We start from the raw sequence: 20,295 nt of genomic DNA, 5'->3' as shown, positions 1-20,295 counted from the left end.
GAGGCGGTGAACGCCACGTCCTTGACCCGCCCGGAGACCGTCCAGATCGACACCGTCCGGCCGGGGATCTGCCAGGACAGCATGCGGTCGTCGTAGGGCTGGGCTCCGTGGGGGCGGAAGGCGATGGGCTTCTCGGTCGCCCGGCGGTAGCGCTTGGAGCCGGGCCGTCCCAGGTTCCCGGCCTTCAGGTTCGCCCTGAGCGTGGTGTACGCGTCGCACGTCTTCTTGATCACGTGCTGGGCGGCCTGCGCGCCCAGCTGCCACCGCGTCTTCACCTCGCCGTAGACGCGCCTGCGCACGGTGAAGTTCTTGAACTCCCCGCGCTCGAAGGCCACCTCACTCACCCAGGTGGCGGCCTCGTTGCAGGCGCGCAGGGTCGCCTCGAGTGCCGCCGCCTGTACGGGCGTCGGCAGCAGCTTGACCTGCACCACCAGCTTCACAAGCACCGAACGTACACACCTGTGCGACACGGCACCGCACGTCCGGAGACGATCACCCGAACGAGTGACGCGCAGGGTCGTGCGTCGACGCCATGACCGGGCGAGAGACCCGGCCGCTCCGCGGCCAGCAGACATCATGATGCTGCGGCGCCCCGCGCCGCCTGGCCAAAGCCACGATTCCTCCCGGGCGTTCACGACTCCGTTGGGAAATCCGCAAACCGGCTTCGTTGACTCACTGAGGTGGGCATGATCGTTCTGTTCGTCGGAGCGAGGGGTGGGCTGGGTGTCGCTGGAGTCTTGGGACGATGGTGAGGCGCCGGAGCTGACCGCTCGGGTGGTGCGGGCGTCGTTTCCGAAGGGGACGCTGGCCGTCCCGGTGCGTGAGGCGCTGGGCCCGCTGTTCGAGGACAAGCCCTTCGCTGAGGCGTTCTCAACGCGGGGGCGTCCGGCCGTGTCACCGGGAGCGCTGGCGCTGGCCTCGGTGCTGCAGTACGCCGAGGGACTCACCGACCGGTAGGCCGCTGACCAGGTGCGGGCCCGTATGGACTGGAAGTTCCTCCTCGGCCTGGAACTGGACGACCCAGGGTTCGACTTCTCCGTGCTCAGCGACTTCCGCGCCCGGCTGATCGGGCACGGGCTGGAGGAGCAGGCCCTGGACCTGGTCTTGGCCAGGTGCTCCGAGCTCGGGCTGCTGCGCGCGGGCGGTCGGCAGCGCACCGACTCCACGCATGTCCTGGCCGCGGTGCGGACGTTGAACCGGATGGAGTTCGTCGGCGAGACCCTGCGCGCGGCGCTGGAGGCACTGGCCGCAGCCGCCCCGGCGTGGCTTTCGTCCCTGGTTACCGCGGACTGGGCCAAACGCTACGGGACCCCGATCGACTCCTATCGCTTCCCCAAGGGCGACAACGTGCGCCAGGAATGGGCCGAGCAGGTCGGCAGGGATGGCTTCACCATCCTGGAGGGCGTCCACGCGCCCGGGGCTCCTGCCTGGTTACGTGAGGTCCCCGCCGTCCAGGTCCTGCGCCGGGCCTGGGTCGAGCAGTACCACCACGACGGCGAGGGGGTGCGCCGGCGGAAGGGCAAAGACCTCCCGCCGGGCAGACGCAGGCTGTCCTCGCCCTACGACCCCGACGCCCGCTACAGCGTCAAGCGAGGATCGGGCTGATGCAGCTAAAAACCCACCTCAGCGAGACCTGCGAGCCCCACGCCCCGCACCTGATCACCCATGTCCTCACCCACAGACTCCACCGTCGCCGACACAGAGGTGACCGAGGAGGTCCACCAGGGCCTGGCCGCACGTGAGCTGCTGCCCGACGAGCACGATGTCGATGCCTGGCTACGTCACCGTCGCGCACATCGTGGCGGCGCGCGACGCGCATGGCATCGAGCTGCTGGGGCCAGTCGGGCTGGACACGTGTCATGAGAGCTACGAGGGCGAGCACTTCACGCAGAGCGCGTTCACGATCGACTGGGAGGCCAAGAAGGCCGTTTGTACCCAGGGCAAGATCAGCGCCAGTTGGTCCGGCCAGCGCAAGAGCAGCGGCACTCCCGTCTCACGGGTGCACTTCACCGCCCAGGACTGCGCGGCCTGTCCGGTGCGGGACAAGTGCACCAAGGCTGCGAACGGCAAGTGGGGCCGCAGCCTGATCCTGCTACCCCAGGACCAGCAGACAGCACTGGAGGACCGGCGCCGCGAGCAGCTGACCGACCAGTGGCAGCAGCGCTACAACATCCGCGCCGGGGTGGAGGGCGCCATCTCCCAGGCCGTCCGGCACACCCGCATCCGCCGGACCCGCTGCACAGGCCTGCCCAAGACCCGCCTCGGTCGAAGGACCACACCCGCCGGTTTGCGGATTTCCCAACGGAGTCCTGAACGCCCGGGGTCCCTCGCAAGAATCCGCTGAACTTTTCCAGCCCAGGCCAGGCACAAGTCAGCCCGTTGTGGGGGTCCCCGCTCGAGCGAAGCCGAGAGTGGGGGAGGTTGAGGACGAGGCCGTTCAGGCCGATACGGGGGTCTGGGGCGCAGCCCCCAGAAACACCACCCGTCACCGAGCCTCCGGCGGCCGCTGCCGCGGCATGTTCGGCCGCGCCCCCGGCACCAAAGGCGACCGCCCCGGCGCCAACGGGTCCGGCCGCGAAGCCCCGGCCACGGACGACTGCAGACCCAGCGGAGCGGACCCCGTGCGGAACTCCACCATCCAGTCCGCGGTCTCCGCCCGCACCAGCTCCGTAACGTCCTCGGAGAACCGCCGCAACACCCCGAGGCACCGCTCGGCAGCATCCGCGGCCGTCCCCTCCGTAGGCCCGAGAACCTCCCGCACACACTCCGACGCCCAGTCGAACTGCAGCACCTGCAACCGTCGCTGCACGGCCTGAGCCGTGGCCACATCCCTTATCCACCCGGACGTGACCCCGAAGAAACGGTCCACCGCCACACAAGCGACCCCACCCAGGAGCGCCAGATAACCCCAGGGGGCCACACCACCCACCGCCCCCGTGAGGTCGAGCACCGGAAACGCCGCTCCAGCCACCGCCCCCACAGCCGTACCGGCCCGAAGCACCCGCGCCCCCCGCCGTTTCCATCCCCGCCCGGCGAGATACCAGGAGACCGTGGCGAGCGCCCCCGACTCCACCCACCGGTACAGCTCATGGAGCGATTCAGCCGGCTCCGCCCAGTCACCGACCGGAAACGGCCGCCCCGTCAGATCACGGGGCGCCGCCTCCCCGGCCCGCACCGGATCACCGGGCCGCACGCCGCCGCCATATCCGCCGCCCCCATATCCACTCCCGTATCCGTCAGCTCGACCGTCCCCCCGCCCGTCACCCCGACCGTCCTGGGCCGACCCCTCGGGCTGCATCTCCGGCTGGCTCACCGACGCTCCCTCATCGTTACGTTGCGTGACGGTACCGTGGCGCAAGGGTGCCGCAAGCTGCTGAAGCGCCCCCACCCTTACTAACTCCCCATGGGTGGCGATGGCCCCGGTATCGGGGGTTTTACGCTCGGACGTGATCCTTGATCAGGTATAGGCAATCGCCCTGACTCACTCGAAAGAGTGCTGGAGCGATGCCGCTGTGGACCACGTAGGCTCATGCCCAGGCGGGAGACGCCCGCGCGGGCGGAGAACCCTGCCCGGACAGCCGTACGAAACCAGGAGCTGATCGTGATTCCCGGTGGTGGCCAGCCCAATATGCAGCAGCTGCTCCAGCAGGCCCAGAAGATGCAGCAGGACCTCGCGAACGCGCAGGAGGAGCTGGCGCGCACCGAGGTCGACGGTCAGGCGGGCGGCGGCCTGGTGAAGGCGACCGTGACGGGCTCCGGCGAGCTGCGCGCCCTCAAGATCGACCCGAAGGCCGTGGACCCCGAGGACACCGAAACCCTCGCCGACCTGATCGTCGCGGCGGTTCAGGCGGCCAACGAGAACGCGCAGGCGCTCCAGCAGGAGAAGCTCGGCCCGCTGGCACAGGGCCTGGGCGGCAGCGGCATCCCCGGCCTGCCGTTCTAAGTCAACCCGGCCGTCTCTTCTAAGAAGGCCGGACGACAACTACCGTACGTACCAAGAGAGCAAGCGCGACTACGGTACGTACCGAGAGAGCGTGAACAGGAAGGCAATCCGTTGTACGAAGGCGTGGTCCAGGACCTCATCGACGAACTGGGGCGGCTTCCCGGCGTCGGTCCCAAGAGCGCGCAGCGGATCGCCTTCCACATCCTGCAGGCGGAGCCGACGGACGTACGGCGTCTCGCGCAGACGCTCCTCGAAGTGAAGGCCAAGGTCCGCTTCTGCGCCACCTGCGGGAACGTCGCGCAGGAGGAGCTGTGCAACATCTGCCGCGACACGCGCCGCGACCTCTCGGTCATCTGCGTGGTGGAGGAGCCGAAGGATGTCGTGGCGATCGAGCGGACGCGGGAGTTCCGGGGCAAGTACCACGTCCTCGGCGGCGCGATCAGCCCGATCGAGGGCGTCGGCCCCGACGACCTGCGGATAAGAGAACTCCTGGCCCGCCTGGCGGACGGCACGGTGACCGAGCTGATCCTGGCCACGGACCCGAACCTGGAGGGCGAGGCGACGGCCACGTATCTCGCCCGCATGATCAAGCCCATGGGCCTCAGGGTCACCCGCCTGGCCAGCGGTCTGCCGGTCGGCGGTGACCTCGAGTACGCCGATGAGGTCACCCTGGGCCGGGCTTTCGAGGGGAGGCGGTTGCTCGATGTCTGAGACGAACGCCATCGAGACGGCCGCGCCTTCGCGAGAGGGCGGCTCCTGGATGTCTGAACGTGTTTTTGCTCATGAGGAAGGTCGACTTCTAGATGTCTGACGCCACGCTGCACGCGACCGCTCACGACCCGGGTGACTTCGCGGTCCAGATCGCGGACCAGATCGAGAGCTTCCTCGTCGCGGTCACCGAGGTTGCCAAGGGCGACGAGCCGGACTCGGCCGTGCCCTTCCTGCTGCTCGAGGTCTCCCAGCTGATGCTGGCGGGCGGCCGTCTGGGCGCCCACGAGGACATCCTTCCCGAGGAGCGTTACGAGCCCGACCTCGGCCCCGAGCCGGACGTGGACGAACTCCGCGAGCGCCTGGCCTCCCTGCTCGACCCGATCGACGTCTACTCCGAGGTCTTCGACCCCTACGAGCACCGCAAGGGCCGGGTCCCCGCCCGTATCTCCGACGACCTGGCCGACGTCATCGCCGACCTCCGCCACGGCATGGCCCACTACCGCGCGGGCCGCACCACGGAGGCCCTGTGGTGGTGGCAGTTCTCGTACTTCTCCAACTGGGGCTCCACGGCCTCCGCCACCCTCCGAGCCCTCCAGTCCCTGGTCGCCCACGTACGCCTGAACCAGCCCCTGGAAGAACTCGACGGCCTCGACACCGACCAGGACTTCAACGAGGACGCCCTGGCGGAGGAGGCCGGCAAGGTCATGGCGGAGGAGCTGGCGGGGCCGCTGGGGTTGCGCGAGGTCAAGTAGCGCGATGAGTCGGTACAGCGGCTGGGCAGAGGTCAAGCGCCGGATGCGGGAGAACCAGCCCGACGTGTCCGACGCCGAATGGGAGTCCCGCAAGCAGGCGGCCCGTACGGCGACCGAGGCGTACGTCGTGGATCACCGCCTGCGGGAGATCCGCGAGGAGCAGGGCTGACGCGGGCTCAGGTGTGCCGAGTCGGCCGGGGCGGCCTGGCTGACGGCTTGGCCACCTCCCGTCAGCCCGGAGTCGGTGATTACCGCCCCGCCTGGTCCGCCTTCGTTTCCGCAGCTCAGCCCGGAGCTTGAGCCCCGAGACCCGAGCTCTTCCACTGGGTTTTGGGTCTGGTGGGGATTAACCCAACCAACCAAGTCTGTACGTGAGTTGAGGGCGCGTAACTCGTAAGAGTGACGTTCCGTGATCGGCTTGCATCTGAACGTAAAGTCACTCTAGGTTCGCGGCAAAAGATCGGCCCCGGTCGGTGCGCCAACACCGGCTCCGGGGCCTGGCCCTACGGATCGAATGAGGCTCGATCGTGGCTTACGCCCAGCCTAGCCCTGTCCTGCCGCGCCCCACCCACCCCATGGCCAAAACGGGGTACGGAAAACGCGCCGTGGGTGACGAATCCCCGCACGCGGACGCGGACTTCGCGCATCTGTGCCCCCGGGACGCCGAGTTCGCCGTCTTCATCGACCACCTCGACGACGGCCACGCCATGGGCCACAAGGTCCTCGCGGCCGAGCACCCCCGCTACGGCCAGCAGGCCTCCCGCACGTCCCTCAGGAGCCTGACCGAGTTCGGTCACCTGCGCTGGATCAAGGAACACATCACGGTCGAGGACAACTCGATGCGATGGGTGACGCGGACCTACTGGTCGCGTACGCCCAGGTCACTGGAGTGGTGGGCCGAGTTCACGAGAGAGCGCCATGGCAGGGACGTAACGCAGAACTACCAGCCGGGACTTGCCCGAACAGAGTCCCCCGCGCCGGCTCCAGCCCCCGCTCCCGACGCGGCTCCGGACGCCGAGCCGACTCCGGAGGCGGAACCGGTCCCCGAGCCCAGCGCCGCATACCTCGCACTCGCCCAACTCCGCACCGCAGACCCCCGTATGGCGCTCTCCGAAGCCGAGTGCCGAGCGCTCGAACCCCGCGCCGCCGAGTGGCTGTCGCGAGGCGCCACCCCGGCCGACATGACCCGTGCGCTGACAGACGGACTGCCGCCCAACGTCACGAACCCGGGCGGATTCGCCCGCAAACGATTGGAGTCGAAGATGCCCCCGCAGAAGAACAGCACCGGCGAGACCAGCCCTGGCCGCCCCCTCCGCGCCCGCGTGACCCGCGTGATCATGGCGTGCGCCACCTGCGACGCGGACGAGCGGACGGCGAAGATCGTCCGGGGTGTGTGCGAGGACTGTCGCGCGGAGGAGGCGGAGCTGGGGATGACGCCGGAGGACGTCAAGAAGGGCTTCGAGGAGATCGCCTACATGGGGACCAGGTCCGCTCAGATCCTCAGGGGGAAGCTCGAGAGCCGTACCGGCGGACCCGTACCCGACACCTTCCGCCCCGTGCCCATCGAGGACCGCGTCCACTACCACTACCGCGACAACCGCGACCGCATCGCGAACGGCCTTCCGCCGAGGCGGTGGAAGCCGTGACGATCGAGAACAGGCACCTGACTCTGCGGCTCGACGCGGGCCTGATCGCCCGTCTGCGGGACTACGCACAGGCGGATCGGCGGCCCGTCGACGCCGTGGTGGCGGATGCAGTCGAGGAGTACCTCGGCGCCCATCCGAACCACGAGCAACGACGTGCCGCCGGGCTCGCGGCCATGCGGGAGTACGAGGCGGAGTACGGGACCTTCACCGAAGAGGAGCTCGCGGCCGCAGATGCCAGGATCGATTGGCTCATGAGGCCCGGCGGCGACGACGAACATGGCGGCGAACCTCTCGAGGGAGGTCCGCCGGATGGGAGGGACGTATGAGCGTGCAGGACGTGCCGGTCAGGGCACCATGGAGTCGAGGAGGCGACGCCATGACCCCCAGGACCGACCAAGACCGGCCGCAGATGTCCGTCGAGGAGTTCGAGCAGTTGGAACGCCATGCCCCCGAAACTGTGCGGCTGGAGTTCATCAATGGAAAGGTCCAGGTCAAGCCGGTGCCCGACGGCAACCACAGCGAGATCTACATGTGGCTCCTGGAACGGTGCATGCAGCTGCGCCCCGACCTCCGGCTCTACCCTGAGCGTGGTCTCAAGACCGAGGCCTACCGTAAGGGGCGTGCCCGCGCGGACGGGATCTTGGTCCCCAAGGGCGGCCTCAAGGGGCATGGCGAGTGGTCGAGCGCGGACACGGTGCTGATGGCTGTGGAGGTCACGTCGTACGACTCCGACACCAACCGACGCGACCGCGTCGAGAAGCCCGACGGTTACGCCGCCGCAGGCATCCCCGTCTACCTCCTCATCGACCGCGACGACTGCTCGGTCGTCGTGTTCTCGCAGCCCGAGGACGGCCGCTACCGGCGAGAGGAGAAGTTGCCCTTCGGCGCGGTCGTCGACCTCCCGGCGCCTGTGAACATCACCCTGGACACCGATCCGCTCAAGGAGTTCGTGGACTGAGGGAGCTGAGGTGCAAAACCTCTACAGTCCCCAGAGTCCTTTCCCCAAAGTCGTGAGCCCCCCGCCCAACGCCAGCAGCAGCACCAACCCCCGAGCCCGTTTCTCCGGCACCCGAGGGGCCAGCACCCTCCCGACGGCGGCTCCGGCGGCCATGCCGGTCGCGGCCAACAGCCATACGGGCGTGCTGAGTTGGGGCAACCCGTTCGCGGCGACGGAGAACGCGTTCACCAGTACTCCGTAGAAGAACGCGTTCGGGACGAACTCCCGTACCGGCCAGCCCGCGTTGACCGCGTACAGGGAGACCGGTGGGCCTCCGACCCCGGCGGCGGAGTTCATGAACCCGCCCAGTGCTCCCGCGGTCACCGCGCCGCCGGCCCCGCGCAGGGCGGTCACCCTGGCGCCGCGCATGACCAGCAGAACGGCCCCCGTCACCAGCGCTCCCATGAAGGCGAGCAGGACGGGCTCGGGCAGTCGCCGGGCCACCCATGTCCCGGCCGGTACGGTGCACGCGGCCGCGGCGCACAGCGGCACCATCGCCCGCGGCCGCACGTGCCGCCACCCGCCCGCGAGCCCGACGAGACAGATGGCCCCGGCGGCGCAGTTCGCGAGGACGACCCCTTCGCTCGGCCCCAGCAGGAGGACGAGCGCGGGTACGGCGACCAGCGCGAAGCCCATGCCGGTCAGCCACTGCACGGAGGAACCGAGCAGGATGATGCCGCCCAGCAGCAGGTTCCCCGCCCATCCACCCGTCACAGCTCAGACCCATCCGTCACTGCTCAGATCCCCCGTCACAGTGCGGAATCCTCCCTCATGAGCCCTCGGGACGAGCCCCCGGGCAGACGTAATCAAAGCGTCACCCTCCGTCTTTGGACAGACCTTGTCCCACCCCTGTACGTCCGCTGCATGGGCCCTAACCGGCGCAACGCGAGTCTGGAGTCACTCCCGCCGCAGAGGAAGCGAAGGGAGGAACCCACCACGACCGCACTGGAGTTGCGATGACCCGCAAGACCCGCATACGCGCCGCCCTCGTCACCGCTTCCGTCCTTGTCGCCACCGGCACTGTGGCCGTCGGTGTCAGCGTGGCCGGCCCCGAGGCCGCGCCGAAGAAGGCCGGCAAGGCGGAGATCGCCGCCCTCTTCGACGGCTGGAACAAGGCCCTGGCGACCGGCGACGCGGAGACGGTGGCGGACCTCTACGCGGACGATGCCGTCCTCCTGCCGACCGTGTCCAACAAGGTCCGCAGCGACCGTGCCGGAATCGTCGACTACTTCGAGCACTTCCTGCAGAACAAGCCGGTCGGCACGAAGGTCCAGACGCACGTCAACGTCCTGGACTCGAACTCCGCCATCGACACCGGCGTGTACGAGTTCGCGCTCACCGACCACGAGACCGGCAAGAAGCGTGTCGTCGAGGCCCGCTACACGTACGAGTACGAGAAGCGGGACGGCGAGTGGAAGATCGTCAACCACCACTCCTCTGCGATGCCCGAAGGCTGATCGCCACGCACAGCCCACTCCCATGGGGGTGCCCCCGGTCGAGCGAAGCCGAGACTGGGGGAGCGTCCTGCAGTTCAACGGTTCCGCCGTCGTCCGTCACCAACTGCCTGACGACGGCGAGGCCGAGGCCCGAGCCGGAGCGCCCGGTGAGGCCCTGACCGCGCCAGAAGCGGTCGAAGGCGCGGGACTTCTCGGCCTCGGACATACCGGGGCCCTGGTCCATCACCTTCAGCACCACCTGATCGCCCTTGGACTCCGCGTGGACGGTGATGGTCGCGCCGTCCGGTGAGACCTCCAGGGCGTTGGAGAGCACGTTGTCCAGGACCTGGTCCAGATGACCGGGACTGGCCAACACAAGAAGCCGGCCGTCGGCGCTCCCCCTGAGCGCGATCGACACTCCGCGCTCGTCGGCGGCCGGCCGCCACACCGCGAGCCGCTCCTCCAGTACGTCACCCAGCGGCAGCGGTTCGGCGGCGGTCACCTTGGCCTCGGCCCGCGCCAGCACCAGCAGGCCGTTGACCAGGCGGCTCATCCGGACCACCTCCGCCGTCGCCTGCTCCACGTCCTCCTTGACGAACTCGTCGTCCACACCGTCCGCGATGTTGTCCAGCGACAGGCGCAGCGCCGTGAGAGGCGTACGGAGCTGGTGGGAAGCGTCGGCCACGAAGATGCGCTGCGCGGACATGAGGGTGTCGAGGCGTTCGGCGCCCTGGTTGAGCGTGCGGGCGAGGGTCTGTGTCTCCTGGGGACCCGTCACGGGGGAACGGGCCGTCAGGTCACCGTCGCTGAACTTGCTCGCCATGTCGTTGAGTTCGCGCAGGGGGCGGGTCAGACGGCGGGCCACCACGGCGCCGATCACGGCGGCCACGGCCAGCACGAGCACGGCGAGGATCGCCCGGAAGCCCCAGATGCTCCACAGCCGGCCGGTGAGCGCGCTGGTCGAGTACTCGATCCGTACGGCACCGACGACGGGGTCCTTGTCGCTGTCCGCATCCGGATCCACGGGATCCGCGTGGGCGGGAACGGTGACCACCAGGTGCGGACCCCAGATGAACGTGGAGCCCCAGTCGGACGTGGGTTCGCCTTCGTTCAGGGCCTTTGCCAGGGCTGCGTCCTGGTCCGGCTGGGGCAGCTTCCCCGCGCAGGGCTCCTCCTCGGAGAGGACCTGGACATCGTCGGGCGTCTCACGGCTGTACGCCGTGGCCATCTCCTCCAGCGCCTGGCACGAGGCCGCGTCGCCGTTGCCCAACAGGAGCGCCATGGTCCTGGCCTCCCGCTCGACGGACTCCTTGGTGTCCTCCCGCAACTGGTCGGTGAGCGTGAAAGCCACCGGAACGGTGAACAGAGCGATGGCAACCGCGACGAGCAGAACGTAACTGCGGATGAGCTGACTGATCATGAGGCGCTGCCGGCACCCTCGCTGCCGGCACCCTGGTCACGGGAGTCGGCCGCACTCTCGTTCACGATGAGCCGGAACCCGACACCCCGTACCGCCTCGATCGTGATCGCGCCCGCCAGCTTCCGCCGCAGCGCCGCCACATGAACGTCCAGCGTCTTGGTGGGCCCGAACCAGTTCGCGTCCCAGACCGCCTCCATGATCTGCTCGCGCGACATCAGCGCACCCGGCTCCTGGGTGAGGAACGCGAGCAGGTCGTACTCCTTGGGCGCGAGGGAGACTTCCTCGTCGTCCAGTCGTACGCGGGCGGCCTTGCGGTCGATGGTCAGGCGCGGCCCGTACCGGTCGGGGCCGACCTCCGTCGTTGCCCCGGCGGCGCGCGGCTGTGCCCGCCGCATCACCGCACGCACGCGCGCGATGACCTCTCGTACGCCGAAGGGTTTGGAGACGTAGTCGTCGGCGCCGAGCTCGAGGCCGACCACCCGGTCCGTCTCGTCGCTCCGTGCGCTGATCACGATGATCGGTACGTCACCGCGCTGCCGCAGGGCCTTGCAGACGTCGAGGCCGTCGGTGTCGGGCAGGCCGAGGTCGAGGAGGACGACGTCGTACGCGCCCTCGTAGGCCAGGGCCGCTCCACCCGTGGAGACCCATTCCACTTCGAAGCCGTATCGCGTCATCCCGCGCCGTAGCGACTGGGCGATCGGCTCGTCGTCTTCCACCAGGAGTACGCGCACAAGCGGAACCCTAATGCTTGAAATTTAAGGCTCGACGACAGGTGTGACGCGGCGCACTTTTCCGAGTGGGCGGCGGCTCATGGGGCAGATGCCGTGCTGGAGCGGCCGGAGCGCCGGGATGATCACGTCGTGAGCGGGACATCTCACGATGCGATAACGCCCGGGTGGAATTCGGCCGCTCGTTAGACTGAGCCGACCGCAGTGTGCGGTACGAGACCAAATGAGCGAGGAGCGCACGTGGGCCTTGTCGTGCAGAAGTACGGAGGCTCCTCCGTAGCGGATGCCGAAGGCATCAAGCGAGTCGCCAAGCGGATCGTCGACGCCAAGAAGAACGGCCACCAGGTGGTCGTCGTGGTGTCGGCGATGGGTGACACGACGGATGAGTTGATCGATCTCGCCGAGCAGGTATCCCCGATCCCTGCCGGGCGAGAGTTCGACATGCTGCTGACCGCCGGAGAGCGGATCTCCATGGCCCTGCTGGCGATGGCGATCAAAAACCTGGGCCACGAGGCCCAGAGCTTCACCGGCAGCCAGGCAGGCGTGATCACCGACTCGGTCCACAACAAAGCGCGGATCATCGATGTCACGCCGGGCCGGATCCGGACGTCGATAGACGAGGGCAACATCGCCATCGTCGCCGGGTTCCAGGGCGTCAGCCAGGACAAGAAGGACATCACGACCCTCGGTCGTGGCGGCAGCGACACCACGGCGGTCGCGCTGGCCGCGGCCCTGGACGCCGACGTCTGCGAGATCTACACCGACGTCGACGGCGTGTTCACCGCCGACCCGCGGGTGGTGAGGAAGGCCCGGAAGATCGAGTGGATCTCTTCCGAGGACATGCTGGAGCTCGCCGCCTCCGGTTCCAAGGTGCTGCTGCACCGCTGTGTCGAGTACGCACGCCGTTACAACATCCCGATCCACGTCCGTTCGTCCTTCTCCGGACTGCCGGGCACCTGGGTCAGCAACGAGAATCCGCAAGGGGACACTCAGGTGGAGCACGCCATCATCTCCGGAGTCGCCCACGACGTCTCCGAAGCAAAGATCACGGTCGTCGGCGTCCCGGACAAGCCGGGCGAGGCCGCGGTGATCTTCCGCGCCATCGCGGACGCCGAGATCAACATCGACATGATCGTGCAGAACGTGTCCGCGGCCTCCACGGGCCTCACCGACATCTCCTTCACGCTCCCCAAGGCCGAGGGCCACAAGGCCATGAACGCCCTGGAGAAGGCGAAGAGCGCGATCGGCTTCGAATCGCTGCGCTACGACGACCAGATCGGCAAGATCTCCCTGGTCGGAGCGGGCATGAAGACCAACCCGGGCGTCACCGCCTCCTTCTTCCAGGCGCTGTCCGACGCGGGCGTCAACATCGAGCTGATCTCGACCTCCGAGATCCGCATCTCGGTGGTGACCCGCCAGGACGATGTCAACGAAGCCGTCCGCGCCGTGCACACCGCCTTCGGTCTCGACTCCGACAGCGACGAAGCCGTCGTCTACGGAGGCACCGGCCGCTGATGACCGCGGATGCGGGGCGGGCCGGCAAGCCGACGCTCGCGGTTGTGGGAGCTACCGGGGCCGTCGGCACGGTCATGCTCCAGATCCTGTCCCAGCGCGCGGACATCTGGGGCGAGATCCGTCTGATCGCCTCGCCGCGCTCGGCCGGCCGCAAGCTGGCCCTGCGCGGCGAGGAGGTCGAGGTCGTGGCGCTGACGGAGGGCGCCTTCGACGGTGTGGACGTCGTCATGTTCGACGTACCGGACGAGGTGGCCGAGCGCTGGGCACCCATCGCCGCCGCCAAGGGCGCGGTCGTGGTCGACAACTCCGGCGCCTTCCGGATGGACCCGGACGTACCGCTGGTGGTCCCGGAGGTCAATCCGCACGCAGCCCGACTGAGGCCGCGCGGCATCATCTCCAACCCCAACTGCACGACGCTGTCCATGATCGTGGCCCTCGGCGCACTGCACGCCGAGTTCGGGCTGCGGGAGCTGGTGGCGTCCTCGTACCAGGCGGTGAGCGGCGCCGGACGCCGGGGCGTCGACACCTTGCGGCAGCAGCTCTCGCTCGTCGCGGGTACGGAGCTGGGGACGACCCCCGGTGACGTACGCCGCGCAGTGGGGGACAACACCGGGCCGTTCCCGGAGCCGGTGGCGCTCAATGTGGTGCCGTGGGCCGGGACCGCGCGGGAGGACGGGTGGTCCTCGGAGGAGATGAAGGTGCGGGAGGAGTCCCGCAAGATCCTCGGGCTGCCGGATCTGCGCGTCGCCGTCACCTGCGTACGCGTGCCCGTTGTCACCACGCACTCGATGACCGTCCACGCCTGCTTCGAGCGCGAGGTCACCGTGGACCAGGCCCGTGAGATCCTCGCCACAGCGCCCGGGGTGGTGCTGTTCGACGATCCGGCCGCGGGGGAGTTCCCGACACCGGTCGACGTGGTGGGCACGGATCCCACCTGGGTGGGGCGCGTACGGCGGGCTCTCGACGATCCGACGGCCCTTGAACTCTTCGTTTGCGGCGACAACCTGAGGAAGGGCTCCGCCCTGAACACGGCGCAGATCGCGGAGCTGGTGGCGGGGGAGTTGCGCGGGGCCTCGCGTGGGGCGTCGGCCCGGTAGCCGGTCGGTGGTTGGCCCGTAGTCGGTAATCGTGTGGTTCTGGGTTGAAACGTTTGTAGAATCTGTGTGAGTTTGAAGGCTTGGCCGTTGGTCCGGACCACTCGAATCGGGGCCTTCGGCGTCCGAAGATTTTTCTCCCCGTTCTCCGCAACCGCGCGGAGGGCGGGGAGCGTCTTTGCGGTCGCCCTTCAGGGGCGTCCGGACGCCGCGTTCACATGGGCATAAAGGAAGAGCTGGTACGCATGAGGGCATTCGACGCGCTGTCGGGCGCGCTGACGTTCGCATCGGGGGGCGCGCGGCCTGACGCAAATGTGATGCCTGTCGCGTACAACCCTGACGGGGGTAAACGTGTCCAACTGGCGTGGCAGAGGTACTCGATTTCACAGCTGCGCGCGGCACGGCCCTGCGCCCACCCCGTCGGCCCCGCTTGTCCGGCGGGCCCGGCGGCATGCCGGTGATCGCGCCCATGCCCGCAGCCCGGCCCACCCGCATCCCGGATCAGCGCGAGGGCGTTGACGACGCCACGGCCGCGGGCACCACCGTCGACCATCTCACCGAGACCTACCGCGCCCACTACCGCTCGCTCCTGGGCCTCGCGGCGCTCCTCCTCGACGACACCGCCTCCTGCGAGGACGTCGTCCAGGAGGCCTTCATCCGGGTGCACTCGGCGCGCAAGCGCGTGCGCGACCCCGAGAAGACCCTCGCGTATCTGCGCCAGACCGTCGTGAATCTGTCGCGCTCGGCGCTGCGCCGCCGCATCCTCGGCCTGAAGCTGCTGACGAAGCCGATGCCCGACATGGCGAGCGCGGAGGAGGGCGCGTACGACCAGTTGGAGCGTGAGGCCCTGATCAAGGCCATGAAGGGACTCCAGCGCCGCCAGCGCGAGGTCCTGGTCCTGCGCTACTTCTCGGACATGACCGAGGCACAGGTCGCCGAAATGCTGGGCATCTCGCTGGGCTCGGTGAAGGCGTACGGCTCGCGCGGCATAGCGGCTCTGCGCGTCGCCATGGAGGCCTCGGCATGAGCGACCACGATCGCTACGACCGCGACGACAACGAGTACGAGCATGGGTACGGGCACGATCATGAGCGGCACGCTGGGAACGAAACTGTGAGTCACGGCCCCTCGGAGAATCCGGGCCCGCGGGAGTCGAGCGGGTCGGGGCAGTCGAACGGGCCGGGGGCTTCTGGTGCGCCGGGTTCGCCCCGCGGGGCGAGTGCGCCGAGTTGGTCAGGGGTCCCCGAGGCCTCGAGTGCCTCGGGTGTCTCCGGTTCGGGCGTCTCCGGCCCGGACGGAGCGGAGGGCTCCGGCCCGGAGGGCCTCGCGTCCGACGAACTGGCCCTGCGCAGGATGCTGCACCAGGCCGTGCAGGAGATCGAGCCCGCCGACGACGACGGCACGCTGGAGCGTCTGCGGCGCGCGGTACCGGCCCGGCGGGCGCGCAAGCGCCAGGCCGTCGTCGGCATGGCAGCCGCCGCGCTCTTCATCGGCACGGCGGTCCCGGCCCTCCTGCACGTCTCGAACTCCACCGGCCCCGACGCCGACCCCTCCATGGCCGGCCACCAGTCCTCGCAGACCCAGGGCGGGGCCAGCCAGGGCGGCTCGGCCCAGGACAGCGAGGAAAGCGGACCCGGCAGCTCTCCGGGCAAGGACAAGGAGAAGGACAAGGAAGACGAGAAGGAGACGCCGGGCGAGGACAAGGACGAGAGCAGCACCGGGGCCACCGGCGGAGCGGAGCCGACGGTCTCGGCCGCGAACGCCCCCGTCTGTACGTCCGCGCAGCTCGGCAACGCCACCTCGAACGTCGGCTCCCCGGACGCCGGCGGCGCCGTCTACGGCAACTTCCGGATCGCCAACGTCTCCGCCGCCACCTGCACGGTCACCGGCTCCGGCACCGTGTCCGCTCTCCCGCAGGGCGCGGCGGACGGGGCCAAGATCCAGGTCGTCTCCCACACCTCCGGCGACGCGGCGACCGGGCTGCCCGACCCGGCGACCGAGGTCAGCACGCTGGTACTGCAACCGGGGTCGGCGTACGAGGTGCAGTTCGCCTGGGTGCCCTCGGAGACCTGCCCGACCATTCCCGACGACCCCACGACGCCCGACGAGCCGACGCCCACGGACGGCACCACCACCGGCGGTGACAGCGGCGGTACGACCACGGGCTCGGAGGGCGGCACCGGCGGCGACGGCACGACCACGCAGCTCGTCCCGGAGGAGGGCGTCCAGGACGGCAGCGTCGTGGTGTCGAACACGGCGGTGGACGGCGCCCCGACGACTTCGGCGACCGTGCCCAACGCCTGCGCGGGAACGGTGTATCGGACCGGGATGCTGGCCGCGTCCTGAACGTGAGGCCGTGTGCTGCCTGATGCCTGCTGGCTGATGTCTGAGGTCAGGCCGTGGGTGAGGCTGACGCCTTCGATTCCTCGTGCGCCGCGTCGGCGGGCTCGGTGGGCTCGCTCGTCAGCTCCTCGGTGAGGCCCAGCTCCGCGTCCTGCGCGAACTCCACCTCCCTGCGCACCAGCCGGTACCACATGAAGACCACGAAGCCCGCGAAGACGAACCACTCGCCGGTGTAGCCGAGGTTCTGGAACGCCTTCAGGTCGAGGCCCGTGTCCTGCGGCGCCTTCGCGGGCACCGCCGTCATCCCCGCGTCGGCCTCGGCGAGCGTGACCCAGGCGTCGTACACCTCGTACGGCACGAGGTTCACCAGTGACGCCGCGCTGATCGCGCCCGTCTGGCCGGCGGGCAGACCACCGGCCGCGCTCACACCGTCCGAGCCGGGGCTCTCGGACGCCTGGAGCGCGCCGGTCACGGTGACCTCGCCGGTCGGGGCGGCCGGGGCCTTCGCGGTGTCGGCGTCACCGGGCAGCCAGCCCCGGACCACGGGCAGGGCCTTGTCGTTGGCTGTGCGCAGCATCGTCAGGACGTAGTAGCCGCGCTTGCCGTCCAGCTCCCGGTCCGGCACGAGCAACTGCTTCCCGTACCGGCCCGTCGCCGTGGCCTGCTCGCCCGACGTCTCCTTGTCCACGGGAAGCAGCTCGGCCAGGGGCCGGGCCGCTTCCCGCTGGTCCTCGGACACCTTCTCCTCGGCCGTGCGGTGGCTCTCGACGCGGTCCTCGAACCGCCCCAACTGCCAGGACCCCATGAAGACGCAGAAGGGGATGGCCAGCAGTACGAAGACGTTGATCGCCCACCAGCGGGGGGTGGTCAGCAGGAACCGGTACACGCCCTCCACGTTACGGGGCCCCTGCCCGCGGCTCCGGCGAGGGGTCGGCTGTCGCCGGGTCCCCCGGAAACGGCGCCCGCTGCTCTCACCTCCCCAGGTGCCGCTCCGCGAAGTCCAGTTCCAGACGGACCTGCTTGATGCGTTCGTCCACGACCAGGGAGCCGTGGCCCGCGTCGTAGCGGTACACCTCGTGGACGGCGTCGCGGGCGGCGAGGCGGGTGACGTAGTTCTCCACCTGGCGGATGGGGCAGCGGGGGTCGTTGACGCCGGCGGAGATGTAGACGGGTGCCTTGACCGCGTCGACGTACGTCAGAGGGGACGAGGCCTCGAAGCGCTCGGGGACCTCTTCCGGTGTGCCGCCGAGAAGGGTGCGGTCCATCGCCTTCAGGGCCTCCATCTCGTCGTGGTACGCCGTGACGTAGTCCGCGACCGGTACCGCCGCGATCCCGAGGGCCCACGCGTCCGGCTGGATGCCGAGGCCGAGGAGCGTGAGATACCCGCCCCAGGAACCGCCGGTGAGGATCAGCCGGGCGGGGTCGGCGAGACCAGAAGTCACCGCCCATTCCCGGACGGCCGCGACGTCCTCCAGCTCGATCAGGCCGACCCGGTGCTTGAGCGCGTCCGTCCACTCCCGGCCGTATCCGGTCGAGCCGCGGTAGTTGATCCGGATCACCATGTACCCGTGGTCCACCCATGCCGCCGGGCCCGCCGCGAAGGAGTCGCTGTCGTGCCAGGTCGGGCCGCCGTGGATGTCGAAGACGGTGGGCAGCGGGCCCGTAACTCCTGCGGGCCGCTGCACGAGGGCGTGGATGCGGCCGCCAGGACCGTCCACCCATACGTCCTCCACCGGCACCGATCCCGGTGACTTCATCCCGGGAGGATCCAGGACCACCTCGCCGGACGTCGAGCGGACCACCGGGGGCTCGGCAGCCGACGACCACAGATACTCCACGCTGCCGTCCGGGCGGGCCGTCGCCCCCGACACCGTGCCCTTCGGCGTCCGGATCCGCTCGAGCCGACGGGAGGCCAGGTCGTAGCGCCACAGCTCGCTGCGCGCCTCGTAGCTGTGCGCGACCAGCAGTGCGGAGCCGTCCGGATACCACTCGGCGCTCAGGTCGCCGTCCAGCCGCTCGGTCAGCGCCAGGTCGGTCTCCTCGCCGGACGCCACGTCCCACAGCATCGGCTCCCAGCGCCCGCGCCGCTGATGCCCGACGAGCAGCCGGCTGTCCCCCTCGACCGGGGCGAAGCCCAGCACCTCCAGGCCCAGCTCGACCGTGCCGCCCTTGGTGTCGTCCAGCTCCGCGACCGCCGAACCGTCCAGCCGCAGCACCCGCAGCGCCGAGTGCATCGCGTCGCCGTGCTCGGTGTGCTCGATCGCGATCAGCGAGCCGTCGTACGAGAGATCGCCGACGCCCGCCGACTCCCGGTGCCGGTAGATCTCCACCGGGTCTTCACCGGACCGGGTGACGTAGATCGTCGAACCGTCCTCATCGGTCGACCTGCCGACGACCGCCGTACGTCCGTCGCGCGCGAGCGCGAGTCCGGCGGGATACGAGGGGCCGAGGCCGGGAGCCGCCGCCTCGTCGGGGCCGGACGGGGCGCTCTCGTCTCTGTCGAACGGCTGACGCCGCCAGATCCCGAATTCGTCCCCGTCCTTGTCGTCGAACCACCAGATCCACTCGCCGTCGGGCGTCAGCACCCCGTCCGTCGTGCCGTTGGGCCGGTCCGTGACCTGGTGCTGGGCGCCCGTCGTGCGATCCCATGCGTACAACTCGTACGTCCCCGTCGCGTTCGACACGAACAGCGACCGGTGCGGTGCGTCCTGCGCCCAGTCGGGCAAGGACACCCGCGGCGCCCGGAAGCGCTTCTCCCAGTCCGGCATGGCCTCGTCGTGCGGCATCGCCGCGTGGTGCGAGATGGTCCCCTCGTCCGGGTTGGCCCCGTTGCTCTCAGTCATGGCCCCATACTGCCCGCTCCCACCGACAATCCGCTGCCGAGGCCCTCAGCCTGTGGACAACTCGTGGCCTTTTGGGACTTTCGCAGGTCAGGGCGATTGTCAGTGGCGTCGTGCACTATCGCGGTATGACCTCATCGACCGATCCGAGCGAACTGACCGATCTGCGCAAGACAGTTGAGGCTCACTGGGCCGCTGCCGAGGCCCGTGACTGGGCGGCCTTCGCGGAGACACTCGCGGAAGACGTCGTCTACACGCTGCCCCAGACGCGCGAGCGCATCCGCGGGCGGGAGAACTACGTCCAGTTCAACCGGGAGTATCCCGGCGACTGGCACCTGCGGATCGAGCGCATAGTCGCCGAGCCGGGCCAGGTCGTCACCTGGATCCACGCCACGGTGGGCCTGGAGGAGATGTACGCCATCTCGTTCTTCACGGGCGACGACCAGGGCCGCGTCATATCGATCACGGACTTCTGGCCCGAGCCGTACGAACCTCCGGCGGGGCGCGAGCACTTGGTGGAGCGTTACTGAGGCGCGGTCGGCCACTACATGTTCGTACGGTCCCGTCGTCGCCGGCCCAGCAGTTCCGCGAGGCCCCGGCGGGTGGCGGCCAGGACCACGCGGTCGCCGGCGCCCATGACGTAGCCGGGCGGCAGGTCCCACACCAGGCCCGGTGTCCGAGCGGAGGCGTCCGGGGCGGGGGCGTTGGCCAGGTCAGGGCTGCGCTCGTCCGGGGCCGCCGTGTCCAGGGCGACGACCCGCCACGCCCCGGGGCGGAACGCCTCGGCGACCGTCCGGCCCTCCAACTGCGGGTGCCCGGCGACATTCAGGGCCGCGAAGAGCAGCACGCGGCGTTCGACGGGTATGGCGC

The 20,295-nt window shown here is 69.6% G+C and carries 22 protein-coding genes and 2 pseudogenes; 16 read left to right on the top strand and 8 right to left on the bottom strand.

Annotated features, from left to right (window positions below; translation table 11 throughout):
* Positions 1-440, bottom strand: a pseudogene (locus IEZ21_RS19530) (RNA-guided endonuclease TnpB family protein); the annotation flags it as partial.
* Between the two features lie 283 nt (positions 441-723).
* Between IEZ21_RS19530 and IEZ21_RS19525 the strand changes: the two are divergent.
* The 3 genes from IEZ21_RS19525 (at position 724) to IEZ21_RS19515 (ending at position 2,344) form a co-directional block, all read left to right on the top strand.
* A complete protein-coding gene (locus IEZ21_RS19525) occupies positions 724-957 on the top strand; it encodes a transposase (protein ID WP_189323181.1) in 234 nt (77 codons plus the stop codon).
* 24 nt (positions 958-981) lie between these two features.
* On the top strand, positions 982-1,605 hold the full coding sequence (locus IEZ21_RS19520; protein ID WP_189323180.1) for a transposase: 624 nt from the start codon (positions 982-984) through the stop codon (positions 1,603-1,605).
* Between the two features lie 163 nt (positions 1,606-1,768).
* Positions 1,769-2,344, top strand: a complete 576-nt coding sequence (locus tag IEZ21_RS19515; protein ID WP_189323179.1) for a transposase — start codon at positions 1,769-1,771, stop codon at positions 2,342-2,344.
* Positions 2,345-2,485: 141 nt separating this feature from the next.
* Here IEZ21_RS19515 and IEZ21_RS19510 read toward each other — a convergent pair whose 3' ends face one another.
* Positions 2,486-3,313 carry an SLATT domain-containing protein gene (locus IEZ21_RS19510; protein ID WP_189323178.1) on the bottom strand — a complete coding sequence of 276 codons (828 nt, stop codon included), beginning with the start codon at positions 3,311-3,313 and terminating at the stop codon, positions 2,486-2,488.
* Positions 3,314-3,601: 288 nt separating this feature from the next.
* Between IEZ21_RS19510 and IEZ21_RS19505 the strand changes: the two genes are divergently transcribed.
* The 7 genes from IEZ21_RS19505 to IEZ21_RS19475 all read left to right on the top strand — a co-directional run bounded on the left by IEZ21_RS19505 (position 3,602) and on the right by IEZ21_RS19475 (position 8,010).
* Positions 3,602-3,943 carry a YbaB/EbfC family nucleoid-associated protein gene (locus tag IEZ21_RS19505; protein ID WP_033322471.1) on the top strand — a complete coding sequence of 114 codons (342 nt, stop codon included), beginning with the start codon at positions 3,602-3,604 and terminating at the stop codon, positions 3,941-3,943.
* Positions 3,944-4,054: 111 nt separating this feature from the next.
* Positions 4,055-4,654 (top strand): recombination mediator RecR, encoded by a 600-nt coding sequence (recR, locus tag IEZ21_RS19500; protein WP_033322230.1) that lies wholly within the window; start codon positions 4,055-4,057, stop codon positions 4,652-4,654.
* A 92-nt stretch (positions 4,655-4,746) separates the two neighbouring features.
* The gene (locus IEZ21_RS19495; protein ID WP_189323177.1) at positions 4,747-5,406 is read left to right on the top strand and encodes a DUF5063 domain-containing protein; all 660 of its coding nucleotides are present in this window, start codon (positions 4,747-4,749) and stop codon (positions 5,404-5,406) included.
* Positions 5,407-5,410: 4 nt separating this feature from the next.
* Positions 5,411-5,575, top strand: coding sequence for a hypothetical protein (locus tag IEZ21_RS19490; RefSeq protein WP_189323176.1), 165 nt, complete (start codon positions 5,411-5,413; stop codon positions 5,573-5,575).
* A gap of 406 nt (positions 5,576-5,981) precedes the next feature.
* Complete coding sequence (locus IEZ21_RS19485; RefSeq protein ID WP_189323175.1) at positions 5,982-7,052, top strand: hypothetical protein; 1,071 nt, start codon at positions 5,982-5,984, stop codon at positions 7,050-7,052.
* Positions 7,049-7,378 (top strand): ribbon-helix-helix domain-containing protein, encoded by a 330-nt coding sequence (locus IEZ21_RS19480; RefSeq protein WP_189323174.1) that lies wholly within the window; start codon positions 7,049-7,051, stop codon positions 7,376-7,378. Before IEZ21_RS19485 ends, IEZ21_RS19480 begins: the two co-directional genes overlap by 4 nt.
* A 50-nt stretch (positions 7,379-7,428) precedes the next feature.
* The gene (locus IEZ21_RS19475) at positions 7,429-8,010 is read left to right on the top strand and encodes a Uma2 family endonuclease (protein WP_189323173.1); all 582 of its coding nucleotides are present in this window, start codon (positions 7,429-7,431) and stop codon (positions 8,008-8,010) included.
* Between the two features lie 21 nt (positions 8,011-8,031).
* On the opposite strand, the gene IEZ21_RS19470 is transcribed toward IEZ21_RS19475, so the two are convergent.
* The gene (locus IEZ21_RS19470) at positions 8,032-8,685 is read right to left on the bottom strand and encodes a TSUP family transporter (RefSeq protein WP_246567917.1); all 654 of its coding nucleotides are present in this window, start codon (positions 8,683-8,685) and stop codon (positions 8,032-8,034) included.
* 320 nt (positions 8,686-9,005) lie between these two features.
* On the opposite strand from IEZ21_RS19470, the gene IEZ21_RS19465 reads away from it, so the two are divergent.
* Positions 9,006-9,506, top strand: a complete 501-nt coding sequence (locus tag IEZ21_RS19465; protein ID WP_189323171.1) for an SgcJ/EcaC family oxidoreductase — start codon at positions 9,006-9,008, stop codon at positions 9,504-9,506.
* On the opposite strand, the gene IEZ21_RS19460 is transcribed toward IEZ21_RS19465, so the two are convergent.
* Together IEZ21_RS19460 and IEZ21_RS19455 are read right to left on the bottom strand one after the other, a co-directional pair.
* A complete protein-coding gene (locus IEZ21_RS19460) occupies positions 9,472-10,905 on the bottom strand; it encodes a sensor histidine kinase (RefSeq protein WP_189323170.1) in 1,434 nt (477 codons plus the stop codon). The two genes, IEZ21_RS19465 and IEZ21_RS19460, sit on opposite strands and share 35 nt — an antisense overlap.
* Positions 10,902-11,636 (bottom strand): response regulator transcription factor, encoded by a 735-nt coding sequence (locus IEZ21_RS19455; protein WP_189323169.1) that lies wholly within the window; start codon positions 11,634-11,636, stop codon positions 10,902-10,904. The genes IEZ21_RS19460 and IEZ21_RS19455 overlap by 4 nt, the downstream gene beginning before the upstream one ends.
* A gap of 237 nt (positions 11,637-11,873) precedes the next feature.
* Between IEZ21_RS19455 and IEZ21_RS19450 the strand changes: the two genes are divergently transcribed.
* From IEZ21_RS19450 to IEZ21_RS19435, 4 genes are all read left to right on the top strand, one after another.
* The gene (locus IEZ21_RS19450; protein ID WP_189323168.1) at positions 11,874-13,148 is read left to right on the top strand and encodes an aspartate kinase; all 1,275 of its coding nucleotides are present in this window, start codon (positions 11,874-11,876) and stop codon (positions 13,146-13,148) included.
* The gene (locus IEZ21_RS19445) at positions 13,148-14,245 is read left to right on the top strand and encodes an aspartate-semialdehyde dehydrogenase (RefSeq protein ID WP_189323167.1); all 1,098 of its coding nucleotides are present in this window, start codon (positions 13,148-13,150) and stop codon (positions 14,243-14,245) included. Before IEZ21_RS19450 ends, IEZ21_RS19445 begins: the two co-directional genes overlap by 1 nt.
* A gap of 361 nt (positions 14,246-14,606) precedes the next feature.
* Complete coding sequence (locus IEZ21_RS19440; protein WP_189323166.1) at positions 14,607-15,269, top strand: SigE family RNA polymerase sigma factor; 663 nt, start codon at positions 14,607-14,609, stop codon at positions 15,267-15,269.
* Entirely contained in the window at positions 15,266-16,588 is a 1,323-nt protein-coding gene (locus IEZ21_RS19435) for a hypothetical protein (protein WP_246567904.1), read from the top strand. The genes IEZ21_RS19440 and IEZ21_RS19435 overlap by 4 nt, the downstream gene beginning before the upstream one ends.
* 46 nt (positions 16,589-16,634) lie before the next feature.
* Here the strand turns inward: IEZ21_RS19435 and IEZ21_RS19430 are convergent, their stop codons facing one another.
* Positions 16,635-17,471: an SURF1 family protein gene (locus tag IEZ21_RS19430; RefSeq protein WP_189323165.1), complete on the bottom strand. Its 837-nt coding sequence runs from the start codon at positions 17,469-17,471 to the stop codon at positions 16,635-16,637.
* Positions 17,472-17,556: 85 nt separating this feature from the next.
* The gene (locus IEZ21_RS19425) at positions 17,557-19,428 is read right to left on the bottom strand and encodes a S9 family peptidase (RefSeq protein ID WP_189323164.1); all 1,872 of its coding nucleotides are present in this window, start codon (positions 19,426-19,428) and stop codon (positions 17,557-17,559) included.
* Positions 19,429-19,553: 125 nt separating this feature from the next.
* Here IEZ21_RS19425 and IEZ21_RS19420 point away from each other — a divergent pair, with 125 nt between their 5' ends.
* Positions 19,554-19,955 (top strand): nuclear transport factor 2 family protein, encoded by a 402-nt coding sequence (locus IEZ21_RS19420; RefSeq protein ID WP_189323163.1) that lies wholly within the window; start codon positions 19,554-19,556, stop codon positions 19,953-19,955.
* Between the two features lie 14 nt (positions 19,956-19,969).
* Here the strand turns inward: IEZ21_RS19420 and IEZ21_RS47675 are convergent.
* Positions 19,970-20,295: pseudogene (locus tag IEZ21_RS47675) on the bottom strand (potassium transporter TrkA); the annotation flags it as partial.

This window comes from Streptomyces flaveus (assembly GCF_014647675.1).
In the GTDB taxonomy this organism is placed as follows: Bacteria; Actinomycetota; Actinomycetes; order Streptomycetales; family Streptomycetaceae; genus Streptomyces; species Streptomyces flaveus.
This window is presented reverse-complemented; position numbering and strand designations above follow the sequence as displayed.